Here is a 23,404-nt window from a genome sequence, read left to right on the forward strand (position 1 = left end):
CCCGCGCCGGAGGTTCGTCGGAGGCTGCCGTCAGGAGAGGCCGAGCTCGTTCTCCAGCACGTCGAACAGTTCCTCGTCGGTGGCGGACTCGTAGTCGTGCGGGGTGTCGTCGTCGGGGCGGCCGGTCCGGTCCTGCCAGCCGCGCAGCACCGCCTCCAGCCGGGCGGTCAGCCGGGCGTGTTCCGTGCCGGGCACCTCGGTCAGGGCCTTCTCCAGCCGGTCGAGGTCGGCGAGCACCGCACCTGCCGGATCGGCGTCGGGCACCACCAGGTCGGCCTTGAGCGCGCGGGCCAGGGCGGTGGGTTCCGGGTGGTCGAAGACGAGGGTGGCGGGCAGCCGCAGCCCGGTGACGGTGCTGAGCACGTTGCGGAACTCCACGGCCGCGAGGGAGTCGAAGCCGAGGTCCTTGAACGCGCGGCCGGGTTCCACCGACGCCGGGCCGGGGAAGCCCAGCACGGCGGCGGCGTGCGTGCGGACCAGGTCGAGCAGCAGGGTGTCCCGGTCGGCGTCGGAGAGGCCGGCGAGGCGCTGGGCCAGCGGCGGGCCGTCGACCGCCGCACCCGCACCGGCCGCGGTCGGCCGGGCGGGGGTACGGACCAGGCCGCGCAGCACGGCGGGCAGCGCGTCGGTGCGCCGCCGCAGCGCGTCCAGGTCCAGGCGCACCGGTACGGTCGTGGCCCGCCCGGCGGCGACGGCCGCGTCGAACAACGCCAGCCCCTCGTCGGTGCTCATCGCGGGCATTCCGAGCCGGCGCATCCGGTGCAGGTCGGCGTCGTCGAGGTGACCGCCCATCCCGGTGCCGGTGGCCCAGAGGCCGTAGGCCAGCGAGGTGGCGGGCAGCCCGTCGGCGCGGCGGCGTTGGGCGAGCGCGTCGAGGAAGAGGTTCGCGGCGGCGTAGTTGCCCTGCCCGGCCCCGGCCACCCAGCCCGCCGACGAGGAGAACAGCACGAAGGCGGTCAGGTCGTGGTCGCGGGTGAGGTCGTGCAGGTGCCACGCGGCGTCCACCTTGGGCCGCAGCACCCGGTGCAGTTGCTCGGGGGTGAGGGCGTCGACCAACGCGTTCTCGGCGGTGCCGGCGGCGTGCACCACCGCGCCGACCCGGTGGTCGGCCAGCAGGGCGGCGACCGCGTCCCGGTCGGCGACGTCGCAGGCGGCGACGGTCACGTCCGCGCCGACGGCGGCGAGGTCCGCGACCAGTTCCGTCGCGCCGGGGGTGGCCGCGCCGCCGCGCCCGGTCAGCAGCAGCCGGCGTACGCCGTGCCGGGTGACCAGGTGCCGGGCGACGAGGCTACCCAGGCCGCCGAGTCCACCGGTGATCAGGACGGTGCGGTCGGTGGGCCATCCGCTGCTGTCGGCGGGCACGTCGGTGCCCACCCGGGTCAGCCGGGGCACCAGCAGCTGACCGTCGCGGACCGCCACCTCGGGTTCGCCGGTGGCCAGTGCCGCCGCCAGGTGGCCGGTGCCGCCGTCGTCGGTGTCGACCAGGACGAACCGGCCGGGGTGTTCGGCCTCGGCCGCCCGGACCAGCCCCCACAGGGCCGCTGCGGCGGGGTCGACCGGGGTGTCGCCGGCACCGACGGCGGTGCGGGTGAGCAGCGCCAGCGTGCTGTGCGCGTACCCCGGGTGGGTGAGCCAGCGGCGCAGCAGCCCCAGCAGGCGGGCGGTCGCCTCGTGCACGGCGGCCGGCGGGGTGCCGGGCGGGTCGAGGGTGACCACGACGGTGTCGGGTGCCTCCTCGGGCAGCTCCGCGTCGACGTCGAGCAGGGTCCAGCCGTCGGTGTGGGCGTCCGGGGCGGAGACCGGCTGCCAGTCCACCTCGTACAGGTGGCGGTGCTGGCTGCGGGCGGCGGCGTCGAGCGCGTCGGCGGCGACCGGGCGGACGACCAGCTGGTCGATGGTCGCGACCGGGGTGCCGTGGCCGTCGGCGACGGTGACGGCCAGTTTGTCGCCGGTGGCCGGGGAGATCCGGATGCGCAGGGCGGCGGCGTGTGCGGCGTGCAGGGTGACGCCACGCCAGGAGAACGGCAGCGGGGTGTCGCCCGCGCCCTCGTCGACCAGGTTGGCGTGCAAGGCGGCGTCGAGCAGCGCCGGGTGCAGCAGGAACCGGGACGCGTCGGCGGTGGCCACCTCGGGCAGTGCGGCCTCGGCCCAGATCTCGGCGGCGTCGCCGTCGCCGCGCCGCCACACCGCGCGCAGCCCCTGGAACACCGGCCCGTAGCCGTAGCCGTGGTCGCGCAGCCGGTCGTAGAGGCCGTCGAGGTCGACGGCTTCGGCACCGGCGGGCGGCCACTCGGTGAGGTCGGCGGCGGCCGGGTCGGCCCCCGCCTGCCGGACCAGGACCCCTTCGGCGTGCGGGGTCCAGTCGGTGTCGTCGGCCGCGTCGTCGGCCCGGCTCCAGATGCCGAGGGTACGCGCGCCGCTCTCGTCGGCGGCGTCGACGGTCACCCGCAGGGCCAGGCCGCCGTCGGCCGGCAGCACCAGCGGCGCGCTGATGGTCAGCTCGTCGAGCACGGGACAGCCGACCTGATCGCCCGCGCGCAGGGCGAGTTCGACCAGTCCGGTGCCGGGGACGAGGACGGTGTCGAACACCGCGTGGTCGGCGAGCCACGGCTGGCCGGTGCGGGAGAGCCGGCCGGTGAGCACCACGCCACCGCTGCCGGGCAGGTCGACCACCGCACCGAGCATCGGGTGTCCGGCGGGAAGCTGGCCGAGTCCGGTGGTGTCACCGATGCCGGGGGGCATGTCGAGCCAGTACCGCCGGTGCTGGAAGGCGTAGGTGGGCAGGTCGACCTGACGGCCACCCGGGTTCACGGCCGCCCAGTCGAGCGTGATCCCACTGATCCACGCCTGCGCCATCCCGGCCGCGTACGCCTGCACCTGGCCGTCGTCGTTCGGTTGCGCCGTACCTGTCTGGTCGCGCCTGCGCCGTTGGAGGGCGATGGCGGTGGCGTCCTCCACACAGTCGGCCACCATCGCGGTCAACACACTGTCCGGCCCGATCTCCACGAACCGGGTCACCCCCCGGGCCGCCAGGGCAGCAACCGCGTCGGCGAACCGCACCGTGCCGCGCACCTGACCCTGCCAGTACGCGACCGAACCCAACTCGTCGTCCGTGGCCAGGTCACCGGTCGCGGTCGACACCAACGGGATACCCGCCGGGCTCGCCGTCACGCCGTCCACGACCTGCCCGTAGCCGGCCAGCATCGGGTCCATCAGATGCGAGTGGAACGCATGCGACACCCGCAACCGACGCGTCTTCACCTCAAGGGACGCTTCCAGCGCCGCGATCTGCTCCTCCGTACCGGACACCACCACCGCCCACGGACCGTTCACCGCCGCCACATCCACATCGCCCAGATCCAGCTCGTCGAGGGACGCGGCGATCGCCAGCATCGCCCCACCCGCCGGGAGCGCCTGCATCAGACCACCACGGGCCGCCACCACCCGACACGCGTCCTCCAGGGACCACACACCGGCCACGTGGGCGGCAGCCAACTCACCGATCGAGTGACCGGCCACGAAGTCCGGCTTGAGACCCCACGACTCTGCCAGGCGGAACAGGGCCACCTCGACCGCGAACAACGCCGGCTGCGTCCACCCCGTCTGATCGAGAACCCCGTCCGGATCGGCGAACATCACCTCCCGCAGATCACCGTCCAACAACGGCCCGAACGCCGCACACACCTCGTCCAGAGCGGTAGCGAACACCGGGAACGCCTCCGCCAACTCACGACCCATCCCGACCCGCTGCGCACCCTGACCCGTGAACAACACCGCCGTACGACCGGCGACCGTGCGACCCGACAGGCCACCACCGGCGGCCAGAGCTTCCAGGCCCGCGGACAGCTCGGCGGTCTCCCGGCCGACCGCCACCCCCCGGAACTCCAACCCGGCCCGGCCGACGCCCAGCGAGAACCCGACGTCCACCGGACGCTCGTCGGTCAGGAAGGCGCCCAGCCGGGTCGCCTGACCGGCCAGCGCGTCCGCCGACCGGGCCGACAGTGGCCAGAGCAGCACCGACGGCTCGGTGGCCGGCGTCGGTGCGGTGCCGTCGTCCGGCTCGACGGCCTCGACCGGTGGGGCCTGCTCCAGCACCACGTGGGCGTTGGTGCCGCTGAGCCCGAAGGAGGACACGGCCGCCCGGCGGGGTCGCCCGGTCTCCGGCCAGGCGACCGGGTCGGTGAGCAACCGGACGTCGCCGGCCGTCCAGTCGACGTGGGGGGTGGGCCGGTCGACGTGCAGGGTGCGGGGCAGCATGCCGTGCTGCATCGCCAACACCATCTTGATCACTCCGGCGGCCCCGGCGGCAGCCTGGGTGTGCCCGATGTTCGACTTCACCGAGCCCAGCCAGAGCGGCTGCGCCCGGTCCCGGCCGTAGGTGGCGAGGATCGCCTGCGCCTCGATCGGGTCGCCGAGCCGGGTGCCGGTGCCGTGCGCCTCGACGACGTCCACCTGGTCGGCGGTGAGCCGCGCATTGGCCAGGGCGTCGGCGATGACCCGGCGTTGCGACGGGCCGTTGGGGGCGGTGAGTCCGCTGCTCGCGCCGTCCTGGTTGACCGCGCTGCCACGGACCACGGCCAGCACCCGGTGCCCGAGACGCTGGGCGTCGCTGAGCCGTTCGACCAGCAGCACCCCGACGCCCTCGGCCCAGCCGGTGCCGTCGGCGGCGGCGGCGAACGGCTTGCACCGGCCGTCGGCGGCCAGCCCCCGCTGCCGGCTGAAGTCGACGAAGGTCTCCGGGGTGGCCATCACCGTCACACCACCGGCCAATGCCATGGTGCACTCCTCGCGGCGCAGCGCCTGGATCGCCAGGTGCAGCGCGACCAGCGACGACGAGCAGGCGGTGTCCACGGTGATCGCCGGGCCTTCGAGACCCAGCACGTAGGCGACCCGGCCGGTGAAGATGCTGCCGGTGTTGCCGTTGCCGATGAAGCCCTCCAACTCGGCGGGGATCACCGGCAGCCGGCTCGAGTAGTCGAGGTACATCAGCCCGGCGAACACCCCGGTACGGCTGCCACGCGCCGACGTCGGGTCGATGCCGGCCGATTCGAACGCCTCCCAGGACGCCTCCAGCAACAACCGCTGCTGCGGGTCCATGGCGAGGGCCTCGCGGGGGGAAATGCCGAAGAATTCGGCATCGAAAAGTGCGGCGTCGGAAAGGAACCCACCGGTCCGCGCGTACGTCTTGCCGGCCTTGGAATCGTCGGGGTCGTAGATTTCCTCGACGTTCCAGCCCCGGTCGTCGGGGAAGTCGGAGACGGCGTCGGTCCCGTCGGCGAGGAGTTGCCACAGCGCCGAAGGACCATCCACACCACCCGGGAAGCGGCAGCTCATACCGACGATGGCGATGGGGTCGTACTCCCGCCGCTCGGCTTGGCGCAACTGCCGGCGGGCCTCACGCAGATCGGTGGTGGCCCGCTTCAGATACCCGAGAAGCTTCTCCTCGTTCTCCATCTACGTCTCCCGCCACTAGCCCAGCCGGGCAGACCCGGGCCAATATCGACGCACGGGTCAGCACGGTGGCAATTGTCGAAACAGAGAGCTTCTTCAGGCATTGTTGGTTGTTCGCGATGACCCTACGGCCGCCCGGCGCACCACTAACCCCCTACCGCCCCCAGAGCGCCCCCTAGCCCGCGACGCTGCTACCTCGACCCCTCGGTCGTCGCCGGCCGGGCCACCCCGGTGGGGCTGGGGTTGCGGGTCGGGCGGCCGACCGGGGCGCGACGACGGACGGCCCCCCGGCGGGTGCCGGGGGGCCGTCCGTCGCGGTGTTACCGCCGGGCCGTGGTCAGAAGCGGGACCACTTCTGGCTGCCGACGCCGAGGCAGTCCCACAGGTGCAGTTTGCCGCCGTTGTTGGGGTTCTGGTCGCGGACGTCGACGCACCGGTTGGCGCTGAGGTTGACCAGGTCCCCGGCGCCGTTGAGGGTGAACCGTTGGGCCGGGTTGCCGTTGCAGGTGACCAGGTTGACCTCGGTGCCGTTGGCGGTGCCGGCCCAGGCCGGGTCCATGCACTTGCCCATCGCGCGGACGGTGCCGTCGCTGGCGAAGGTCCACGCCTGGGCGGCGGTGGTGTTGCAGTCCCAGATCTGGAGTTTCGCGCCGTCGACCGGGTCGGCGCTCGGGATGTCGATGCACCTGCCGCTCTGCGTGCCGCGCAGCCGGGTGGTGCCGGGCTGCGGGTTGCCGCCGCCGGGGACGTAGCTGGAGACCCGCACGTAGTCCACGAGCATCTGCTGGGGGAACTGGGTGGAGCCGTCGGGATATCCGGGCCAGTTGCCGCCCACCGCCACGTTGAGGATCATGAAGAACGGGTGGTCGTAGACCCAGCGGTTGCCGCCGAGCCGGGACGGGTCGACGCGGTGGTACTCGACGCCGTCGAGGTACCAGACGATCAGGTTGGGCTCCCAGTCCACCCGGTAGGTGTGGAAGCCGTCGGCGAGGGGTTGGCCGATGGTACGGCTGCCGGTGATGCCGCCGCCGCCGGAGTAGCCGGGGCCGTGCACGGTGCCGTAGACGGTGTTGGGTTCCCGGCCGATGTTCTCCATGATGTCGATCTCACCGGCGGCGGGCCAGCCGGCGCTGCCCATGTCGTTGCCGAGCATCCAGAACGCCGGCCAGATGCCCTGACCCCGGGGGATCTTGATCCGGGCCTCGAACCGGCCGTACGCCTGGGTGAAGGTGGCGGCGGTGAGCAGCCGTGCCGAGGTGTACTCGCACCGGCCGTAGTGACACTGGTAGTTGGCCGGGTTCTCCTTGCGGGCGGTGATGACCAGGTTGCCCTGTCCGTCGTGGACGGCGTTGCTGGTGCTGTTGGTGTAGTACTGCCGTTCGTTGTTGCCCCAGCCGCCACCGCCGATGTCGAAGCGCCATCGGTTCTGGTCGACGGGGGTGCCGGCGGCGGCGTTGAACTCGTCCTGCCAGGTGATGCCGCCGATGGCGGCCGAGGCGGGCTCGGCCTGGGCGGGCAGGACGAGGGCGGCGGCGAGGGTGACGAGGGCGACCGCCGCGCGGGCGAGGGATCGGGGCCGGGGGACGGCTCGGGCTCCGGGCACGGGAGGCTCCTTGGGGCGACATCGGGGGCGGGGAGCACGCCGGGGAGAGCGCTCTCCACGAAGGATGTCGATATCCGGCCCTTCTGTCAAGAATGTTGCCAGTTAGCTCGCCCTGCTCAGGGCCCCGCTGACCGGCCAGTGAAGAAAAGGTTACGCTGCGTGATCGGAGTCGTTGTGCGCCAGCCCGCTCGGGGGTCTGCTGCGGGGTGCCCGGCCGGGACCGGCCAGCGGGCGGGGCGGGCGGGACGCGGTGCGGACCGCCCGCCGGCGCCCGGACCGATCAGCGGTGCAGCCCGCGCCAGGAAGGATTGCTGCCGCGCCAGGCGTCGGCCAGGATGACCGCCGCCGCCCGGCTCGGGCACTGCTGCACGCGGGAGCGACCCGACGCCCCGCCGATCTGCGCCTGGACCTCCCAGGCCTCCCCGTCGGTACGGATGTAGACGTCCCGCCGCCCGCGTGGGCTCGGGTCACCGTTCCACCAGTGCTCCTCGACCATCATTCACCGACCGTATAGCAAACCGGCCGTGGAACGTGAGTCACGAATTCGTCGAGGCCCGCCGCCGACCCGCCCGGTCACCCCTGCCGGGGCGTGAGCAGGTAGTCGTCGGCCTCCGCGCTCCAGGCCAACGTGACCTCACCGGCGGTGGCGGCGGCCTTACCGAACTGGAGGAAACTGCGGTAGCCGAGCTTCTTCTCGCTGAATTCGGGGCGGGCCCGACGGAGCTGGTTCTTGAGCCCGGAGAGCGCCACCGGGCCACCCGCAGCGGCCAGTTCCGCCACCACCGTACGCAGCAGCGCGAAAGCCACCTCCTGGTCGCCGTGCTCAGGCAGGGACACCTCCGGGTCGCCCTTGGCCGGCCCCTCGGCCAGCTCGACGACGTTGTGCCCGGCGAGGTGGCGCAGCAGCTCGCCGAAGGTGCGGAACCCGTAGTCGGACTCGCTGAACGTGGGGTCCTTGCGCAGCAGGGTGCGCTTGAGCCGGGAGGCGGTCACCTCCCCCTCCGAGCTGCCCTGGAGGCCGGCGACGGTCTGCGCGACCAGCACCGCTAGCGCCTCGGCGTCGCGTACCGGCTCCTCGGCGGCCGGCTGCCGCTCCGGCTCGGGCTGCTCCTGCGCCGGTTCCACCGCCTGCTGCGGTTCGGCGGGCTTGGCCGGGCGACCGCGCCGCCCCCGTACCGGCGGCAGGTCGACACCCTCCAGCCGGTCGTAGTAGAGGAACTCGTCGCAGGCGGGTGGAAGCAGCGCCGAGGTGGACTTCTCCACCCCGACCCCGATCACCCGCTTGTTGAGTTCGCGCAGCTTGTGCACCAGCGGGGTGAAGTCGCTGTCCCCGGTGCAGATGACGAAGGTGGAGATGTAGCCGCGCTCGAAGGCCAACTCCACCGCGTCGACGGCCATCTTGATGTCGGCGGCGTTCTTGCGGGACGCCCCCATCCGCTGCGGGATCTCGATCAGCTCGACGTGCGAACGGGTGAGCATCCGACGGTCCTCGTCGAAGTACGACCAGTCCGCGTACGCCCGGCGGACCACCACCCGCCCCCGCTCGGCGAGCGCGTCGGCGATCGGGCGGAAGTCGAACGCCCGCCCACCGTGGTGTTCCCGGGCCCCCAGGGCAAGGTTCTCGTAGTCGAGAAAGAGCGCGATTCGATCCTCGTGATCCACCGCAACACCCTAATCCCGCGTCCCTCCCCCACCATCCCGCCACGTCGCGGGCACCCCGCCGAAGCCCGGTGATCAAGAGGAAAAGGTCAGCCGCCGGGCATGTTCCTGACGCATTTCTCTTGATCACCGGGGGTCAGGGCCGGCGGGGGGCCGGGCGGAGGGGTGGGTCAGCGGGGTGGGGTGGCGGCGGGTGGGGTGGCCATCTTGTGGTTCTGGCCGGGGACGCGGAAGTGGTGGAAGCTGACCGTGGCGCTGACCTCCAGGGCCTGCACCCAGTGCCACCAGCCCACCGGCACGAACAGTAGCTGGCCCGGCTCCAGCACGACGTCGAGCACCGTCGCCTCGGCGTAACGGGGGTGCCGGGTGAGGTCCGGGTCCGCCGCGTCGACCGCACTGAACGTGCCGCCGCGCGGATAGACCAGGTGCCGCTCGTACGACGGGACCAGCCGGACGTGCTTGCGGCCGAGCACCTGGCCGAGCAGCACCGAACTGTTGTCCACGTGCAGCGGCGTCACCGTGCCGGCCGGTCCCAGCAGCAGGTGACCGAGCCCGGACGGGTCCACGATCCCCTCCGGGGTCCGGATGTCGGCGACGAGCGGGCGCAGCGCGCCGGACCAGTTCTCGTTGCGCGGCACCATGTAGTAGTCGTTGGTGCGCCGGCCCGAGCCGAGCAGCGCCAGGTACTCGCGGAACGGCATGCTGGTGCGGTGCCTGTCGTACTGCCAGGCGTGGTCGGGGTTGGCGTCCCGGCCGGTCATCACCTCGACCACGGCGTCGCCGCAGGCCGCCGCCAGCCCGTCCAAAGTCCAGCCGAGGGCGGGCCAGTCGGCCATCAGGCCGTCCAGCACGACCGGCCGGTTGCCGAAGTAGTAGCGGGAGAAGAACTCCGCGGGGTCGAGGTCCGCGCGCCGCTCCAGCGTCCGCCCGCCGTCGCTGTCGCGCAGCGTCCGGTACGTGTCGAGCACCGACTCCAACCAGTCGTAGCGCAGCGCGAGCCGCCGGCACACCGCGAAGTACGGATGGTCGGCCAGGTCCCGCAGCTCGGCGTCGACGGCCTGCGGGTCGGCGGACCCGGCGACGGCGACGGTCCGCGCCTGCTCCACCGACGCGCCCATGGCCAGGTTCTCGACCAGCCACTCCCGCCAGGCCGGGTCGAGCCGGGGCGGGACGACGGTGGTCACGCCCCGGCCGCCGGCACGAGGGTGAGCCGGGGCGGGCGGACCGCCTCCTGGCAGGTCGGGTACGAGTTCTTCACGTGCTCGGGGAAGTGCTCGGCGGCCGGCGGCGGGGTGAGCCGCAGCTGACGGGTGTACTCCTGGCAGTTGACGTAGGAGTTCTTCACGTGGGCCGGGATGTGGTCCGGGGGCGGGGTGAGCCGCGCCTCGCGGGCGTACTGGTCGCAGTTGACGTAGGAACCCTTGACGTGGGCGGGGAAGTGGTCCGGCAGCTCGGTCATGGGGCCAGTCAACGGGCCCCGGCGTCCCGGCCACCAGGGGCCGGTGTCCCGGCTACCCGGGACGTTCCCGCAGGTCATGGGTAGACTGCCGGCCGGAAACGATCATCGGAAGGGCCATGACGAAGAGCTACGAGGTGCCGCTGCTGGTGCTGACCGCGGCGACCGGGGCGGTCGACGGCGTCAGCTATCTCGCCCTGGACCGGGTGTTCACCGGCAACATGACAGGCAACGTGCTCTTCATCGGGTTCGGGCTGGCCGGGGTGTCCGGCCTGCCGGTGCTCAACAACCTGGTGGCGTTGCTGACGTTCATGCTCGGCGCGGTGCTCGCCGCCCGGCTGACCCGGGGCGCGCCGGGGCCGGCGGCGCTGCCCGCCGCCGGGCTGGCCATCCTGGTCGGTGGCAGCGTGCTGTCGCTCGCCCTGGCCGGGTTCTGGCTCGTCACCGGTCCGCCGGCGCACGGCGCGATGCTGGTCGTCACCGGCCTGCTCGCCCTGGTGCTCGGCGCGCAGGCCGCGGCGGTCAAGCACATCGGCATCCGGGACCTGTCGACGGTGGTGGTGACCATGACCATGGTGAACCTGTCCACCGACAGCCGGGCCGCCGGTGGCCCCGGCACGGCCTGGCTCCGCCGGTTCGGCGCGATCACCACGATGGGCCTGGGCGCGTTCGTCTCCGCGGTGCTGACGTTGCGGGTGAACGGGGCGGTGGCGCTGGTCGTGGCCGGCGCGCTGTTGACTCTCGGCACGGCGCTGGTCGCGGTGGTCCGCCGCCGTGAGGTCGCCGCAGCGGCGACCGCCGGGCCGTCGCCCAACGGTCACTGACCCGGCGGGTCGCCGCGCCACCACGCGCCGGCCGGTCCGCCGTCCGTTCCCCGGCCGACCGGGACACCTTCGGGGGCTGTTAGCCGTCGGCGGGGTTCAGCCCCGGGGGCCGAGTCCCGCCACGGCCATCCGGAACAGCCGGTCCGCCCGGGCGGCGGGGTCGGGATGGTGCTCGGTGGCCAGGACGATGCCGACGATCAGCGTGATCAGGTCCCCGACCGTGACGTCCGCCGCGAACGCGCCGTCCTGGACGGCGCGGTGCAGCAGCGGGGCCGCCGCCTCCTCCAACGTCGCCGAGCAGCTGTTCTCGTGCACCGGGTCGGCCGGAGCGCCGTCGTAGGCCAGCGCGGCGGCCAGCCCCCGGGCGGCGACGGAGTAGACGACGACGTCACCGAGCCATTCCAGGAGTGCCGCCCGGCTGTCGTCCCGGCCGGTCAGCTCCTCGGCGCGGACCCGCAGGGCCTCGACCCGTTCCCGGGAGACCGCTTCCAGCAGCGCCCGGCGGGTGGGGAAGTGACGGCGCACGGTCGCCGAGCCGACCCCCGCGGTGCGGGCGATCTGTTCCAGGGACGCACCGGCACCGTGCACCGCCACCTCCCGCTCGGCCACGGCGAGGATGCGCGAGTAGTTGCGCCGGGCGTCGGCGCGCTGGCCGTCGGCCATGACGTTCCTCTCCGACCTTGATAAGTGGCGGGGCCCGCCGTATCGTACCCGACAGAAAACGGCGGGCCCCGCCGTTTAATCGGAGGAGCGTCATGTCCACAGCCACCGCCCCCGTCCTGGTCACCGGCGCCACCGGCCGGCAGGGCGGAGCCACCGTCCGTGCCCTGCGCGCGGCCGGGGTTCCCGTCCGCGCACTGGTCCGCGACCCGGCGACCGACCGCGCCCGCGCCGTCGCCGCCCTCGGTGCCGAGCTGGTCACCGGCGATCTGCTCGACCGCGGGTCGGTGGTCCGGGCCGCCGAGGGGGCCCGCGCCGTCTTCTCCGTGCAGATGCCCCCGCTGGGCGCGGCGGGCTTCGACTTCGACGGCGAGGTGGCCCAGGGCGTCAACCTCGTCGAGGGCGCACGGGCGGCCGGGGTGCCCCAGTTCGTGCACACCTCCGTCACCGGCGCCGGTCGACACGTCGAGGCGGCCGGCTGGGCCGAGGGGCGCTGGGCCCCGATGGCACCCGCCCTCGACGCCAAGAGCGCGATCCAGGACCGGGTGCGCACGGCCGGCTTCCGGCACTGGACGCTGCTCAAGCCGGGCTTCTTCATGGACAACTTCCTGCCGTCCATGGCCTTCCTGTTTCCGCGTGGCGTCGAGGGCGGGCTGGTCAGCGTCCTGCGCCCGGAGACCCGGCTGGCGCTGGTCGCGACGGACGACATAGGACGGGCGGCCGCCGCCGCCCTCACCGACCCGGAGCGCTTCGACCGGATCGAACTGGAACTGGCCAGCGACCACCTGTCGATGACCGAGATCGCCGAGGTCCTGTCCCGGGCGCTGGGCGTACGGCTGGTCGCGCCGCAGATGACCGAGCAGGAGGCCCTCGCCGCCGGCATGCCCGCGATGGGTGCCACCCACGAGTGGATGAACGCGGTCCCCCAACCGGCCCGTCCACGGTACGCACGGGAACTCGGCCTCCCGCTCACCAGTTTCAGCGCCTGGGCGCAGACGCACCTACGGGCGGACGCCTGACCCGCGACCTGCGGCGGGTGCTGCGGTACCCGCCGGCACGGCCGGGAAGACCAAAAACTTTTGTGGGGTTCCTACAACGGTCACCGCTCAGGGTTCGGTGATTACGACATGGCGCTACCGCCCGGCACCCGGAAGGGTGATCGCTGTCGGGGGTCGATGCCTTGCGGCGCGTACTCGTGGATCTACCGGAGGAGTCGGTCGGGTGTTCAGCCGTGTCGCCATCGTCAACCGGGGTGAGGCCGCGATGCGCCTCATTCACGCGGTCCGAGAGTTGGCCGCGCAGACCGACACTCCCATCGAGACGGTGGCCCTCTATACCGACGTCGACCGCACCGCGACCTTCGTCCGCGAGGCCGACATCGCCTACGACCTGGGTCCGGCGTCCGCCCGGCCGTACCTCGACCTGAAGAAGCTCGAGCACGCCCTGGTCGAGACCGGGGCCGACGCGGCGTGGGTCGGGTGGGGTTTCGTCGCCGAGGACCCGGCCTTCGCGGAGCTGTGCGAGAAGATCGGCATCACCTTCGTCGGGCCGAGCCCGGACGCGATGCGCAAGCTCGGCGACAAGATCGGCGCGAAGCTGATCGCCGAGGAGGTCGGCGTGCCGGTCGCGCCGTGGAGCCGGGGCGCGGTGGAGACCCTGGAGGCCGCGATCGCCGCCGCCGCCGAGATCGGCTACCCGCTGATGCTCAAGGCGACCGCAGGTGGTGGCGGGCGGGGCATCCGCGTGGTCACCAGCGACGCCGAGCTGGCCGACGCCTACCAGCGCACCAGCCAGGAGGCGGCCCGCGCCTTCGGTAGCGGGATCGTGTTCCTGGAGCGCCTGGTCACCGGTGCCCGGCACGTCGAGGTGCAGGTGATCGCGGACGGTCAGGGCACCGCCTGGGCGCTCGGCGTACGGGACTGCTCGGTGCAGCGGCGCAACCAGAAGGTCATCGAGGAGTCGGCCTCGCCGGTGCTCGGCCCGGAGCAGACGGCCGAACTCAAGTCCTCGGCCGAGCGGCTGGCCGTCGCGGTCGGCTACCGGGGTGCCGCGACCGTCGAGTTCCTCTACCACCCGGGTGACCGGCTGTTCGCCTTCCTGGAGGTCAACACCCGGCTCCAGGTGGAGCACCCGATCACCGAGCTGACCACCGGGTTCGACCTGGTCAAGGCGCAGCTGCACGTCGCGGCGGGCGGCCGGCTCGACGGTGTGCCGCCGCTGGAGCGCGGGCACGCCATCGAGGCCCGGCTCAACGCCGAGGACCCGGACCGCGACTTCGCCCCCGCCCCGGGCCGGATCGCCCGGCTGGACCTGCCCGCCGGCCCCGGCATCCGGGTCGACACCGGGGTCAGCGAGGGCGACACCATCCCGGCCGACTTCGACTCGATGATCGCGAAGATCATCGCGTACGGGCGGGACCGGGACGAGGCGCTCGGCCGGCTGCGCCGGGCGATGGCCGAGACCACGGTGATCATCGAGGGTGGCGCGACGAACAAGAGCTTCGTGCTCGACCTGCTCGACCAGCCCGAGGTGATCGACGCCAGCGCCGACACCGGCTGGATCGACCGGGTACGCGCCGAGGGCCGGCTCGTGTCGCACCGGCACTCCGCCGTCGCGCTCGCCGCCGCCGCGATCGAGGCGTACGAGGAACAGGAGCAGGCCGAGCAGCAGCGGCTGATGTCGACGGCGTTCGGCGGACGGCCCCAGGTGCAGCACGCCAGCGGCCGGCCGCTGGACCTCAAGCTGCGCGGCGTCGGCTACCGGATGCGGGTGGCCCGGGTCGGCGCGCACCGGTTCCGGGTCGGCATCGAGGCCGGCGGCGACGTGCACACCGCCGACGTCGAGCTGGACCGCTTCGACAGGCACACCGGGCAGATCGCCGTCAACGGCACCCGGTACCGGCTGCTCACCGGCACCCACGGCGCGATCCACCTGGTCGAGGTGGACGGCGTGACCCACCGGGTCGGCCGCGACGAGGGCGGCGTGGTCCGTTCGCCGATGCCGGCGCTGGTCGTCGCCACCCCGGTGGAGGTGGGCGCCGAGGTCGAGGCGGGCGCACCGGTGCTGGTGCTGGAGGCGATGAAGATGGAGACGGTGCTGCGGGCACCGTTCCGGGCCCGGCTCAAGGAGTGCGGCGTCTCCGTCGGCAGCCAGGTGGAGGCCGGCGCGGCGCTGCTGCGGCTGGAACCCCTCGCCGACGACACCGACGACGCCCCGGACGCCGAGGCCGCCGCGCCGGTCGCCCTGGACCTGCCCGCCGCGCCCGACCAGGCCCCGGCGATCGAGCGGTCCCGGCGCGGCCAGGAGGACCTCCGTGGGCTGCTGCTGGGCTTCGACGTGGACCCGCACGACGACGGCCGGGTGCTCGACGAGTACCTCGCCGCGCGGCGGGCCGCCATCGAGGACGGCCACCGCCCGCTGGCCGAGGAGATCGATCTCGTCGACGTCTTCGCCGACCTCGCCGAACTCAGCCGCAACCGGCTGACCGGGGAGGACGCCAGCGGCGACAACCACGTCCCCAGCGCCCGTGAGTACTTCCACACCTACCTGCAGAGCCTCGACGTCGAGCGGGCCGGTCTGCCGGCGCACTTCCAGGCCAAGCTGGCCAAGGCGCTCGGCCACTACGGCGTCACCGAGCTGGACCGCTCCCCCGCCCTCGAGGCCGCCGTGTTCCGGATCTTCCTGGCCCAGCAGCGGGCGGCCACCGACGCGACGGTCATCGCGACGTTGCTGCGCGCCTGGCTGCGTGAGCCGCCGCCGGACGCGGTGCTGCGCGAGCCCGCCGGCCTCGCGTTGGAGCGGCTGGTGGCGGCGACGCAGGTGCGTTTCCCGGTCGTCGCCGACCTGGCGCGCGGGGTGGTGTTCGCCTGGTTCGCCCAGCCGCTGCTGCTGCGCAACCGGGCCCGGCTGTACGCCTCCGTCCGCCGGCACCTGCGTCACCTGGACGCGCACCCGGACGCGGCGGACCGCGCCGAGCGGGTCGCGGAGATGGTCCGCAGCACCGAACCCCTGGTCCGGGTGCTCGGCCAGCGGCTCGTGCGGGACCACCTCGACAACGCGGTGATGCTGGAGGTGCTGACCCGGCGGTACTACGGCAACAAGGGCCTGGCCGACGTGCGGACCCGTCGGGTGGCGGACTGCACGTTCGTGGTCGCCGAACGGGCCGACTCCAGCCTGCTCTCCGCCGCCGTCCGGTTCGACGCGCTGGGCGACGCGCTGCGCGGTCTCGCCGAGCTGGCCGGGGACGGCTCGGCCGTCGACGCCGACATCTACCTGGGCTGGGAGAACCAGCCGGAGGACTTCGACGCGATGGCCGCGGCGCTGCTGGAGGTCGTCAACGCGCATCCGCTGCCGGCCCAGGTCCGCCGGCTCACCACCACCGTCGCCGGGCGCGGCGGCGCGGTGATGCACCACCACTTCACGTTCCGCCCGTCGAGCACCGGGATGAGCGAGGAGCGGCTGATCCGGGGCCTGCACCCGTACATCGCGCAGCGGATGCAGTTGGAGCGGCTGCGCAAGTTCGACCTGACCCGGCTGCCGTCGTCGGACGAGGAGGTCTACCTCTTCCAGGCCGTCGCGCGGGAGAACCCGTCCGACGAGCGGCTCGTCGCGTTCGCCCAGGTGCGCGACCTGACCGCGTTGCGGGAGCACGACGGGCGGCTGGTCGCCCTGCCCACGGCCGAGGACATCGTCGCCACCTGCCTGGACTCGATCCGTCGGGCGCAGACCCGTCGCCCGTCGAAGACCCGCTTCAACACCAACCGGATCGTCATCTACGTCTGGCCGCCGAGCGACCTGACCCGCGAGGAGATGGAGATGATCGCCGGTCGGGTCCGCCCGACGACCGTCGGCGCGGGGCTGGAGGAGATCCTGTTCATCGCGCGGCAGCGCGACCGCCGGACCGGCGAGCTGAACAAGATCGCGGTGCGGATCGCGTTCGACGCCACCGGCGGGGCCGAGCTGACCGTGGGTGAGCCGCCGGTCGACCCGGTCGAGCCGCTCGACGACTACCGGCTGAAGGTGCTGCGGGCCAGCAGCCGTAACACGGTCTACCCGTACGAGCTGACCGGGCTGCTCGGCCAGTTCGTCGAGCACGACCTCGACGAGGACCACGCGCTGGTGCCGGTGGACCGGCCCCGGGGACGCAACACGGCGGCGATCGTCGCGGGCGTGGTCACCACGCCGACCCCGAGGCACCCGCAGGGCGTCACCCGGGTGGTGCTGCTGGGCGACCCGACCAAGTCGCTCGGCGCGCTCTCCGAGGGCGAGTGCCGTCGGGTGATCGCCGCCCTGGACCTCGCCGAGCGGCTCCGGGTGCCCCTGGAGTGGTACGCCCTGTCGGCCGGGGCGCGGATCTCGATGACGTCGGGCACCGAGAACATGGACTGGGTGGCGGCGGCGCTCAAGCGGATCGTCGAGTTCACCCAGGACGGCGGTGAGATCAACATCGTGGTCGCGGGGATCAACGTGGGCGCCCAGCCGTACTGGAACGCCGAGGCGACGATGCTCATGCACACCCGGGGCATCCTGGTGATGACGCCGGAGGCCGCGATGGTGCTCACCGGCAAGCAGTCGCTGGACTTCTCCGGCGGGGTGTCGGCCGAGGACAACTTCGGCATCGGCGGCTACGACCGGGTGATGGGCCCCAACGGGCAGGCGCAGTACTGGGCGCCGAACCTGACGGCGGCCCGGGACGTGCTGATGGCGTACTACGACCACACGTACGTCGCGCCCGGGGAGAGCGAGCCGCGCCGGGCGACCACCGCCGACCCGGTGGACCGGGACATCTCCACCTTCCCGCACACCGTGGCGGGCAGCGACTTCACCACGGTCGGCGAGATCTTCTCCGCCACCGCCAACCCGGACCGCAAGAAGCCGTTCGACATCCGTACGGTGATGCGGGCACTGTCCGATCAGGACCACCCGGTGCTGGAGCGGTGGGCGGGCATGGCCGACGCGGAGACCGCAGTGGTGCAGGACGTCCACCTCGGTGGCATCCCGGTCTGCCTGCTCGGCATCGAGTCGCGGTCGGTGACCCGGCGGGGCTTCCCGCCCACCGACGGCCCGGACACCTACACCGCGGGCACCCTGTTCCCCCGCTCGTCCAAGAAGGCCGCGCGGGCGATCAACGCGGCCAGCGGCAACCGGCCGCTGGTGGTGCTGGCCAACCTGTCGGGCTTCGACGGCTCGCCCGAGTCGATGCGCAAGCTGCAACTGGAGTACGGGGCCGAGATCGGCCGGGCGATCGTCAACTTCCGGGGACCGATCGTGTTCTGCGTGATCTCCCGGTACCACGGTGGGGCGTTCGTGGTCTTCTCCAAGGCGCTGAACCCGAACATGACCGTGCTGGCGCTGGAGGGCTCGTTCGCCTCGGTGCTCGGCGGCGCACCGGCGGCGGCGGTGGTGTTCTCCGGCGACGTCAACGCCCGTACCGCAGCCGACCTGCGGGTACGCGACATGGAGGCGCGGGTCGCGGCGGCCACCGGCACCGAGCGGGCCGCGCTCACCGCGGAACTCGACGAGACCCGCGCGGCGGTCCGCGCGGAGAAGCTCGGCGAGGTGGCGGCGGAGTTCGACCGGGTGCACAACATCGGGCGGGCGGTGGAGGTCGGCTCGGTCGACGCGGTGATCCGGGCCGCCGAGCTGCGCCCCCGCGTCATCGAGGCGATCGAGTCCCGACTGGGCTGACGCCCGTCGGTAACGCCCCGCGCCCCGGCCGCCGTGAGCGGTCGGGGCGCGGGGCGTTTCACGGGTCAGCCGGTGCTGGCCGTCGCCCCGACGTCGGCCAGCAGCCGCTGGCGCATCAGGAACTTGCGGACCTTGCCCGTCGGCCCCATCACCACGCCGTCCGCCGGCACCGTGACCACCCGCCGCAGCGTCGCGGCGACCACCGGTCCGAGCGCGGCCCGGACCTGGTCGGAGCGGTCGAGTTCCGGGTCGGCGTCCTCGGCGAGCACGAGCAGCACCTCGGTGACGGTCCGCTCGTCGGCCTCCCGGGCCGCGATGACCGTGCAGTCCCGTACGTCGGGGCAGTGCTTCAGGATGCGTTCCTCGGACAGCGCCGTGTAGAGCCAGTTGCCGTCGCCCAGGTCGACCGCGTCGCTGGCCCGGTCGACGTGGTGGTAGTTGCCGTCCGGGTCGCGGTACATCAGGTCACCGGTCAGGTAGTAGCCGCCCAGCCGGGTGCGGAACGTGTTGACCGAGTCGTTCCAGTACCCGAGCGCCAGGGTCGGCGACTTGAGCCCGACGTGCCCCACCTGTCCCTCGGGGACCTCCTCGCCGGTGGTCACGTCGAGCAGGGCGATCTGCGCGAACGGGTACGGCTTGCCGACGCAGCGGTCGTAGTTGTCGCTGCCGAGGCGGTGGCTGATCCGGAACGCGCCGTGGCCCATCTCGGTGGAGCCGAGCATGTCGACGAACTTGGACCCGGGCACGTCCACCATCCCCTGCCGGGTGTACGCGGGGTGGCTGCCCACGGCGACCAGCCGGCGCACGTGCGACTCGTGGGCGCAGTCCCCGGTGTTGAACCAGTTGCGCACGGAACCCAGGTCGCGGGTGGTCAGGTCGTGGCGGGCCAGCTCGGACCAGGTCACCGCGAAGCCGAAGACGCCTGTCGGCCGCCAGCGTTCGATGGCGTCGAGGATCGTCTCGGCGCTGCTGGCGAACGGGCCACCCTGCGCCGACAGGTAGAGCAGTTGGTAGCTGTTGCACAGCGCCTGGTTGACCGTGATGATGCCGGCGGCGTGCGCGGCCGGCAGCACGGACAGCTCGCGCACCTCGCCGTACGGGCGGGATTCGGTGAGCCGGACGGCCCGGATGGCGGCGAACAGCCCGTGGTGCGAGTGGACGATCGCGGCCGGCACCCGGGTGGTGCCCGACGAGTGGGTGATGGCGACCGGGTCCTCGGGGTGGTGGCGGTAGTGCGGTGGGGCCTGGTCGGGGTCGCCGGTGCCGGTCTCGGCGGCGTCGCCGAGGATCGGCACCCCGAGGTCGTGCTCACGCAGCGCGGCGTGGTCGGCGTCGACGACGACGCCGACACCGCGCAGCCGCCTGATGAACTCGGCTGCCAACTCGATCGGCATGTTGCCGTTCATCAGGGCCGGGATCGCGCCGAGCCGGTTGAGGGCGAAGAAGTTGAGGAACACGTCGGGCGCGGACGTCACGTAGACCGCGACCGGGTCACGCCAGCCGACGCCCCGCCGCCGGAACCAGTCGGCGCGGGCGGCGACCCGTTCGGTCAGGGTGGCCAACGACAGCGGCGTCCAGGCGGGGATGCCGTCCACGTCGACGTCGAAGGTCACCCGGGGTGAATCCGGGTCGGCACCGTGTTCGGCGAGCCGGAGCAGCACGTTGCCGGCCCCCAGCTCCATGTCGGCAGCGAGCGTCGCCCGGAAGTTGTCGGCACCCAACGAGTTGTCTCCTCACCTGGCACGCTCACGGTCGCCGCACCCCGGCGCAGCAGCCGATCTGGGACACGCTCAGGCTAGAGCGCCGATCACCGGCAGACAATGGCCAACATCAATCCTGGTCACGCCGCCCGGTCCACGGCGGGTCGGGGTCAGGAGACCTCGCGGTTGAACAGGTGCGACGACCAGACCAGGCTGACCGCGGCCAGCACGATCATGATGAGGGCGCCCTGCCAGACCACGGGTTCGGTGATCTGCCCGTTGAACAACGCCCGCATGCCGTTGGTCGCCCAGGAGAACGGGTTCCAGACCGCGACCTGCTGGATCCACAGTGGTGCCAGCACGAGCGGGATGAGCACCCCGGCGAGCAGTGAGATCGGCTGGCCGACGGTGTTGACCAGCACGCCGAGGCTGTTCTCGTTGCGTACCAGCAGCGCGATGTCGTACGAGATCGAGGTGCTCAGCAGCACCATCACCGACAGCAGCGCGTACGAGATGAGCAGGTTGCCCAGGTGCACCCGCAACCCGAACGGCAACGCCACGACCGTGATGATCACCGCCTGCACCACGTTGAGGCAGACGTGCATCAGGGCCCGGCCCAGCAGCAGGCCGGTCCGGCTCACCGGGGTCACCCGGCACCTGTCGATGATGCCGGCGCGCAGCGCGCTGAGCAGCCCGTACCCGGCGAACAGGCCACCGAACAGGCCCATCGCCACGAACAGGCCGGGCACGTAGATGCGGTAGGCGTCGGCGTACGAGGAAGCGCCCCGGTCGACCATCACCACCTTGAGGAACGGGGCGAACAGGATGAGGTAGGTGACCGGCTGGGCCAGGCTGAACGCCACCATCACCGGGTTGCGCACCATCAGGCCGACCTCCTGTTGGAAGATCAGCCAGGTGTCGCGGACCAGTTTCACTGCGGCTCCTCTCGTGCCGGCCGGGTCACTCCTGAAGGGAGCGGCCGGTCTTGGCCAGGAAGACGTCGTCGAGGCTGGGCCGGCGGGCCTCGATCGCCCCCGGCTCGACCCCCCGCGTCAACAGGGTGCGCATGATCTGCGGAATCGCCGTCGCGGCACTGTCCACGTAGAGGCGCAGAGTCCCGTCGACCGCCTCCGACGAGTGCACGTACGGCTGCTCGGCCAGCAGCTTCGCGGCGATCGGCAGGTCGGCGTCGGCCGGGCCGTCGGTCACGTCGGCGCGGGTCAGGTCGATCGCGACCACGTCACCGGAGATCTCCCGCTTGAGATCCGACGGGGTGCCCTCGGCGACGATCCGGCCACCGTCGATGATGGACAGCCTGTCGCACAGGGTGTCGGCCTCGTCGAGGTAGTGGGTGGTGAGGAAGATCGTCATGCCCTCGGCACGCAGCCGCCGGACCTCCTGCCACATCCGTACCCGGCTCGGCGGGTCCAGCCCGGCGGTCGGTTCGTCGAGGAAGATGACCTGCGGAGAGTGGATCACCCCGAGCGCCACGTCGAGCCGCCGACGCTGCCCCCCGGAGTACGTCCTGATCCGCCGGTCGGCGAAGTCGTCGAGCTGGAACGCCCCGATCGCCGCCTCGGCCCGGCGCTGCGCCTCGGCCTTGCCGAAGCCGTACAGCCGGGCCTGGAGCACCAGGTCCCGGCGGGCCGTAGAGTCGTCGTAGGTGCCGCTGGCCTGGGCCACGAAACCGATCTGCCGGCGCACCTGGGCCGGGGCCCGCAGCAGGTCGACACCCGCGATCGTCGCCCGGCCCCCGTCCGGGCGGATCAGCGTGGCCAGCATCCGCATGGTGGTGGACTTGCCCGCGCCGTTGGGGCCGAGGAACCCGACGATCTCGCCCCGCTCCACGGCGAAGTCCACCCCCCGCACCGCCTCGACGGTGCCGGCCTTGCGGCCACGGCCGACCCGGTAGGACTTGCGCAGGCCGGTGGCCTCGATCATCGAGCCTCCTCGGACGGGGACGACGCCGGGCCACGGGGGGGTGTCGACCATGGACGGCGACACCCGTGCGGGTGCGTCAGGTCAGGCTAGTGCGGCCGTACCCGAAGGACAATGCTCGATGGGCCGGGCGGCCAGGGCGGCCAGGTGCCGGGCGGCGGCGGCCGCGCCACCGGCGGCGGCGAACGACTCGCCCACCCGGCGGGCCCCCTCCCGGTAGCCCGGATCGTCGAGGACGGCGGTCAGCGCGGCGGTGAGGTCCGCCGGGGTGGCCGAGGCGAACGCGACCTCGGTGCCGGCGCCCGCGTCGGTCACCTGACGGGCCACCGTCGGGTGGTCGTGCCGGATCGGCGCGACGACCACCGGCACGCCGTGCGCCAACGCCTCGGTGATGGTGCCCAGCCCGCCGTGCGACACCACCGCGTCCAGCCGGGGCATCAGCTCCAGCACCGGCACCCGGGGGGCGGCCAGCACGTGCGCGGGCGGCTCGGGCAGCACGTCGGGCGAGGCGGTGACCACCACCTGCACCCGGTCGGCCAGGGCCGCCGTCGCGGCCATCATCCGCCGGTAGAAGTCCCGGGCCAGGTGCTCGGCCATCGTCCCGACGGTGACCAGCACATGCCGGCGGGAAGGGTCCCAGGCGGCCCAGTCGAAGGCCGGCGCGTCGGGGTGGTGACCCAGGGCCGGGCCGGTCAGCACGCACCGCGCCGGCAGCGGCGTCGCGCCGGTCAGCGCCGTGCTGGTCAACCCCAGCACCAGGTACGGCGAGAACCGCAGGTCGATCGCGTCGTCGACGGGCAGGTCGGTCATCGCCCACACCCTGCCCAGTTGCGCGCGCACGTGGTCGCCGAACCCGGGCAGGTCCGGCGGGGTGAGTTCCAGCGCGCCGACGCAGAAGGTCGCCCACGGCACCCCGTGCCGGTGCGCGGCCAGCGCGCCGACCAACGCGTACTGGTCGACGACGACGACGTCCGGCCGGTGGTCGGCGACCGCCCGGTCGACGGCGTCCCGGATGAACCGGTTGACCGGCAGCACGTGCCCCTCCCAGAGGGTGCGCACCGACGCCATGCCGGTCTCGCCGTCGAGGCGGAAGTACCGCTTGCCGGTCGGGTAGAGCGTCGCGTCGGGGCCGATCAGCGGGCGCAGGTCGGTGCGGGGACCGCACCACGCCACCTCGTGCCCGGCTGCCCGGAGCGCCTGGCCGATGGCGAGCGGGGCGTTGAGATGCGACGCCACCGGCAGGACGACGAACAGGAAGCGGGACACGTCGATATTCTGGCACGCGTTGACAGCGACCGACGCCGCTGATGGGATTCCTGACGTGGCGGTCGACGAGCAACGTTCCCGGGTGCGACCGTCCACTGTGTCCTGCGGCGGTGCGAGGGGTTCCGGCCCGGTCGCCGGCCACCCCCGGTCGACTGAGGCA

Annotated in this window: 13 protein-coding genes and 1 pseudogene; 3 read left to right on the top strand and 11 right to left on the bottom strand. The window is 72.9% G+C overall.

What is annotated here, in order from left to right:
- Positions 1-30 precede the first annotated feature (30 nt).
- From B5D80_RS02560 to B5D80_RS02585, 6 genes and pseudogenes are all read right to left on the bottom strand, one after another.
- Positions 31-5,454: pseudogene (locus B5D80_RS02560) on the bottom strand (type I polyketide synthase); the annotation flags it as partial.
- Between the two features lie 334 nt (positions 5,455-5,788).
- On the bottom strand, positions 5,789-7,054 hold the full coding sequence (locus B5D80_RS02565) for a glycoside hydrolase family 16 protein (RefSeq protein ID WP_088642132.1): 1,266 nt from the start codon (positions 7,052-7,054) through the stop codon (positions 5,789-5,791).
- A gap of 280 nt (positions 7,055-7,334) precedes the next feature.
- Positions 7,335-7,553, bottom strand: coding sequence for a hypothetical protein (locus tag B5D80_RS02570; protein ID WP_088642133.1), 219 nt, complete (start codon positions 7,551-7,553; stop codon positions 7,335-7,337).
- A gap of 74 nt (positions 7,554-7,627) precedes the next feature.
- Positions 7,628-8,716: an NYN domain-containing protein gene (locus tag B5D80_RS02575; RefSeq protein WP_088642134.1), complete on the bottom strand. Its 1,089-nt coding sequence runs from the start codon at positions 8,714-8,716 to the stop codon at positions 7,628-7,630.
- Between the two features lie 167 nt (positions 8,717-8,883).
- Positions 8,884-9,897, bottom strand: coding sequence for a cupin-like domain-containing protein (locus tag B5D80_RS02580; RefSeq protein WP_211291363.1), 1,014 nt, complete (start codon positions 9,895-9,897; stop codon positions 8,884-8,886).
- Entirely contained in the window at positions 9,894-10,172 is a 279-nt protein-coding gene (locus B5D80_RS02585) for a hypothetical protein (RefSeq protein WP_088642135.1), read from the bottom strand. The genes B5D80_RS02580 and B5D80_RS02585 overlap by 4 nt, the downstream gene beginning before the upstream one ends.
- A gap of 116 nt (positions 10,173-10,288) precedes the next feature.
- Between B5D80_RS02585 and B5D80_RS02590 the strand changes: the two genes are divergently transcribed.
- Positions 10,289-10,993 carry a YoaK family protein gene (locus B5D80_RS02590; protein ID WP_088642136.1) on the top strand — a complete coding sequence of 235 codons (705 nt, stop codon included), beginning with the start codon at positions 10,289-10,291 and terminating at the stop codon, positions 10,991-10,993.
- A gap of 96 nt (positions 10,994-11,089) precedes the next feature.
- Here B5D80_RS02590 and B5D80_RS34710 read toward each other — a convergent pair whose 3' ends face one another.
- The gene (locus tag B5D80_RS34710) at positions 11,090-11,656 is read right to left on the bottom strand and encodes a TetR/AcrR family transcriptional regulator (RefSeq protein WP_088642137.1); all 567 of its coding nucleotides are present in this window, start codon (positions 11,654-11,656) and stop codon (positions 11,090-11,092) included.
- A gap of 92 nt (positions 11,657-11,748) precedes the next feature.
- Between B5D80_RS34710 and B5D80_RS02600 the strand changes: the two genes are divergently transcribed.
- Positions 11,749-12,672, top strand: coding sequence for an NmrA/HSCARG family protein (locus B5D80_RS02600; protein ID WP_088642138.1), 924 nt, complete (start codon positions 11,749-11,751; stop codon positions 12,670-12,672).
- A gap of 202 nt (positions 12,673-12,874) precedes the next feature.
- Positions 12,875-18,340, top strand: coding sequence for an ATP-binding protein (locus tag B5D80_RS02605; RefSeq protein ID WP_088642139.1), 5,466 nt, complete (start codon positions 12,875-12,877; stop codon positions 18,338-18,340).
- 65 nt (positions 18,341-18,405) lie between these two features.
- Here the strand turns inward: B5D80_RS02605 and B5D80_RS02610 are convergent, their stop codons facing one another.
- The 4 genes from B5D80_RS02610 to B5D80_RS02625 form a co-directional block, all read right to left on the bottom strand.
- Positions 18,406-20,022: a class I adenylate-forming enzyme family protein gene (locus B5D80_RS02610; RefSeq protein WP_211291368.1), complete on the bottom strand. Its 1,617-nt coding sequence runs from the start codon at positions 20,020-20,022 to the stop codon at positions 18,406-18,408.
- A 188-nt stretch (positions 20,023-20,210) separates the two neighbouring features.
- The gene (locus B5D80_RS02615; RefSeq protein WP_088642141.1) at positions 20,211-20,975 is read right to left on the bottom strand and encodes an ABC transporter permease; all 765 of its coding nucleotides are present in this window, start codon (positions 20,973-20,975) and stop codon (positions 20,211-20,213) included.
- Between the two features lie 25 nt (positions 20,976-21,000).
- The gene (locus tag B5D80_RS02620; protein WP_088642142.1) at positions 21,001-21,981 is read right to left on the bottom strand and encodes an ATP-binding cassette domain-containing protein; all 981 of its coding nucleotides are present in this window, start codon (positions 21,979-21,981) and stop codon (positions 21,001-21,003) included.
- A gap of 81 nt (positions 21,982-22,062) precedes the next feature.
- Positions 22,063-23,244 carry a glycosyltransferase gene (locus B5D80_RS02625; protein ID WP_088642143.1) on the bottom strand — a complete coding sequence of 394 codons (1,182 nt, stop codon included), beginning with the start codon at positions 23,242-23,244 and terminating at the stop codon, positions 22,063-22,065.
- Positions 23,245-23,404 lie beyond the last annotated feature (160 nt).

The organism is Micromonospora wenchangensis, from assembly GCF_002210435.1.
GTDB lineage: Bacteria > Actinomycetota > Actinomycetes > Mycobacteriales > Micromonosporaceae > Micromonospora > Micromonospora wenchangensis.

What these genes read in the sequence shown, in the direction of transcription:
- B5D80_RS02600 (WP_088642138.1), top strand. Translation starts at nt 11,749, where the DNA reads ATGTCCACAGCCACCGCCCCCGTCCTGGTCACCGGCGCCACCGGCCGG.
- B5D80_RS02620 (WP_088642142.1), bottom strand. Translation starts at nt 21,981, where the DNA reads ATGATCGAGGCCACCGGCCTGCGCAAGTCCTACCGGGTCGGCCGTGGC.
- B5D80_RS34710 (WP_088642137.1), bottom strand. Translation starts at nt 11,656, where the DNA reads ATGGCCGACGGCCAGCGCGCCGACGCCCGGCGCAACTACTCGCGCATC.
- B5D80_RS02590 (WP_088642136.1), top strand. Translation starts at nt 10,289, where the DNA reads ATGACGAAGAGCTACGAGGTGCCGCTGCTGGTGCTGACCGCGGCGACC.
- B5D80_RS02570 (WP_088642133.1), bottom strand. Translation starts at nt 7,553, where the DNA reads ATGATGGTCGAGGAGCACTGGTGGAACGGTGACCCGAGCCCACGCGGG.
- B5D80_RS02585 (WP_088642135.1), bottom strand. Translation starts at nt 10,172, where the DNA reads ATGACCGAGCTGCCGGACCACTTCCCCGCCCACGTCAAGGGTTCCTAC.
- B5D80_RS02610 (WP_211291368.1), bottom strand. Translation starts at nt 20,022, where the DNA reads ATGGAGCTGGGGGCCGGCAACGTGCTGCTCCGGCTCGCCGAACACGGT.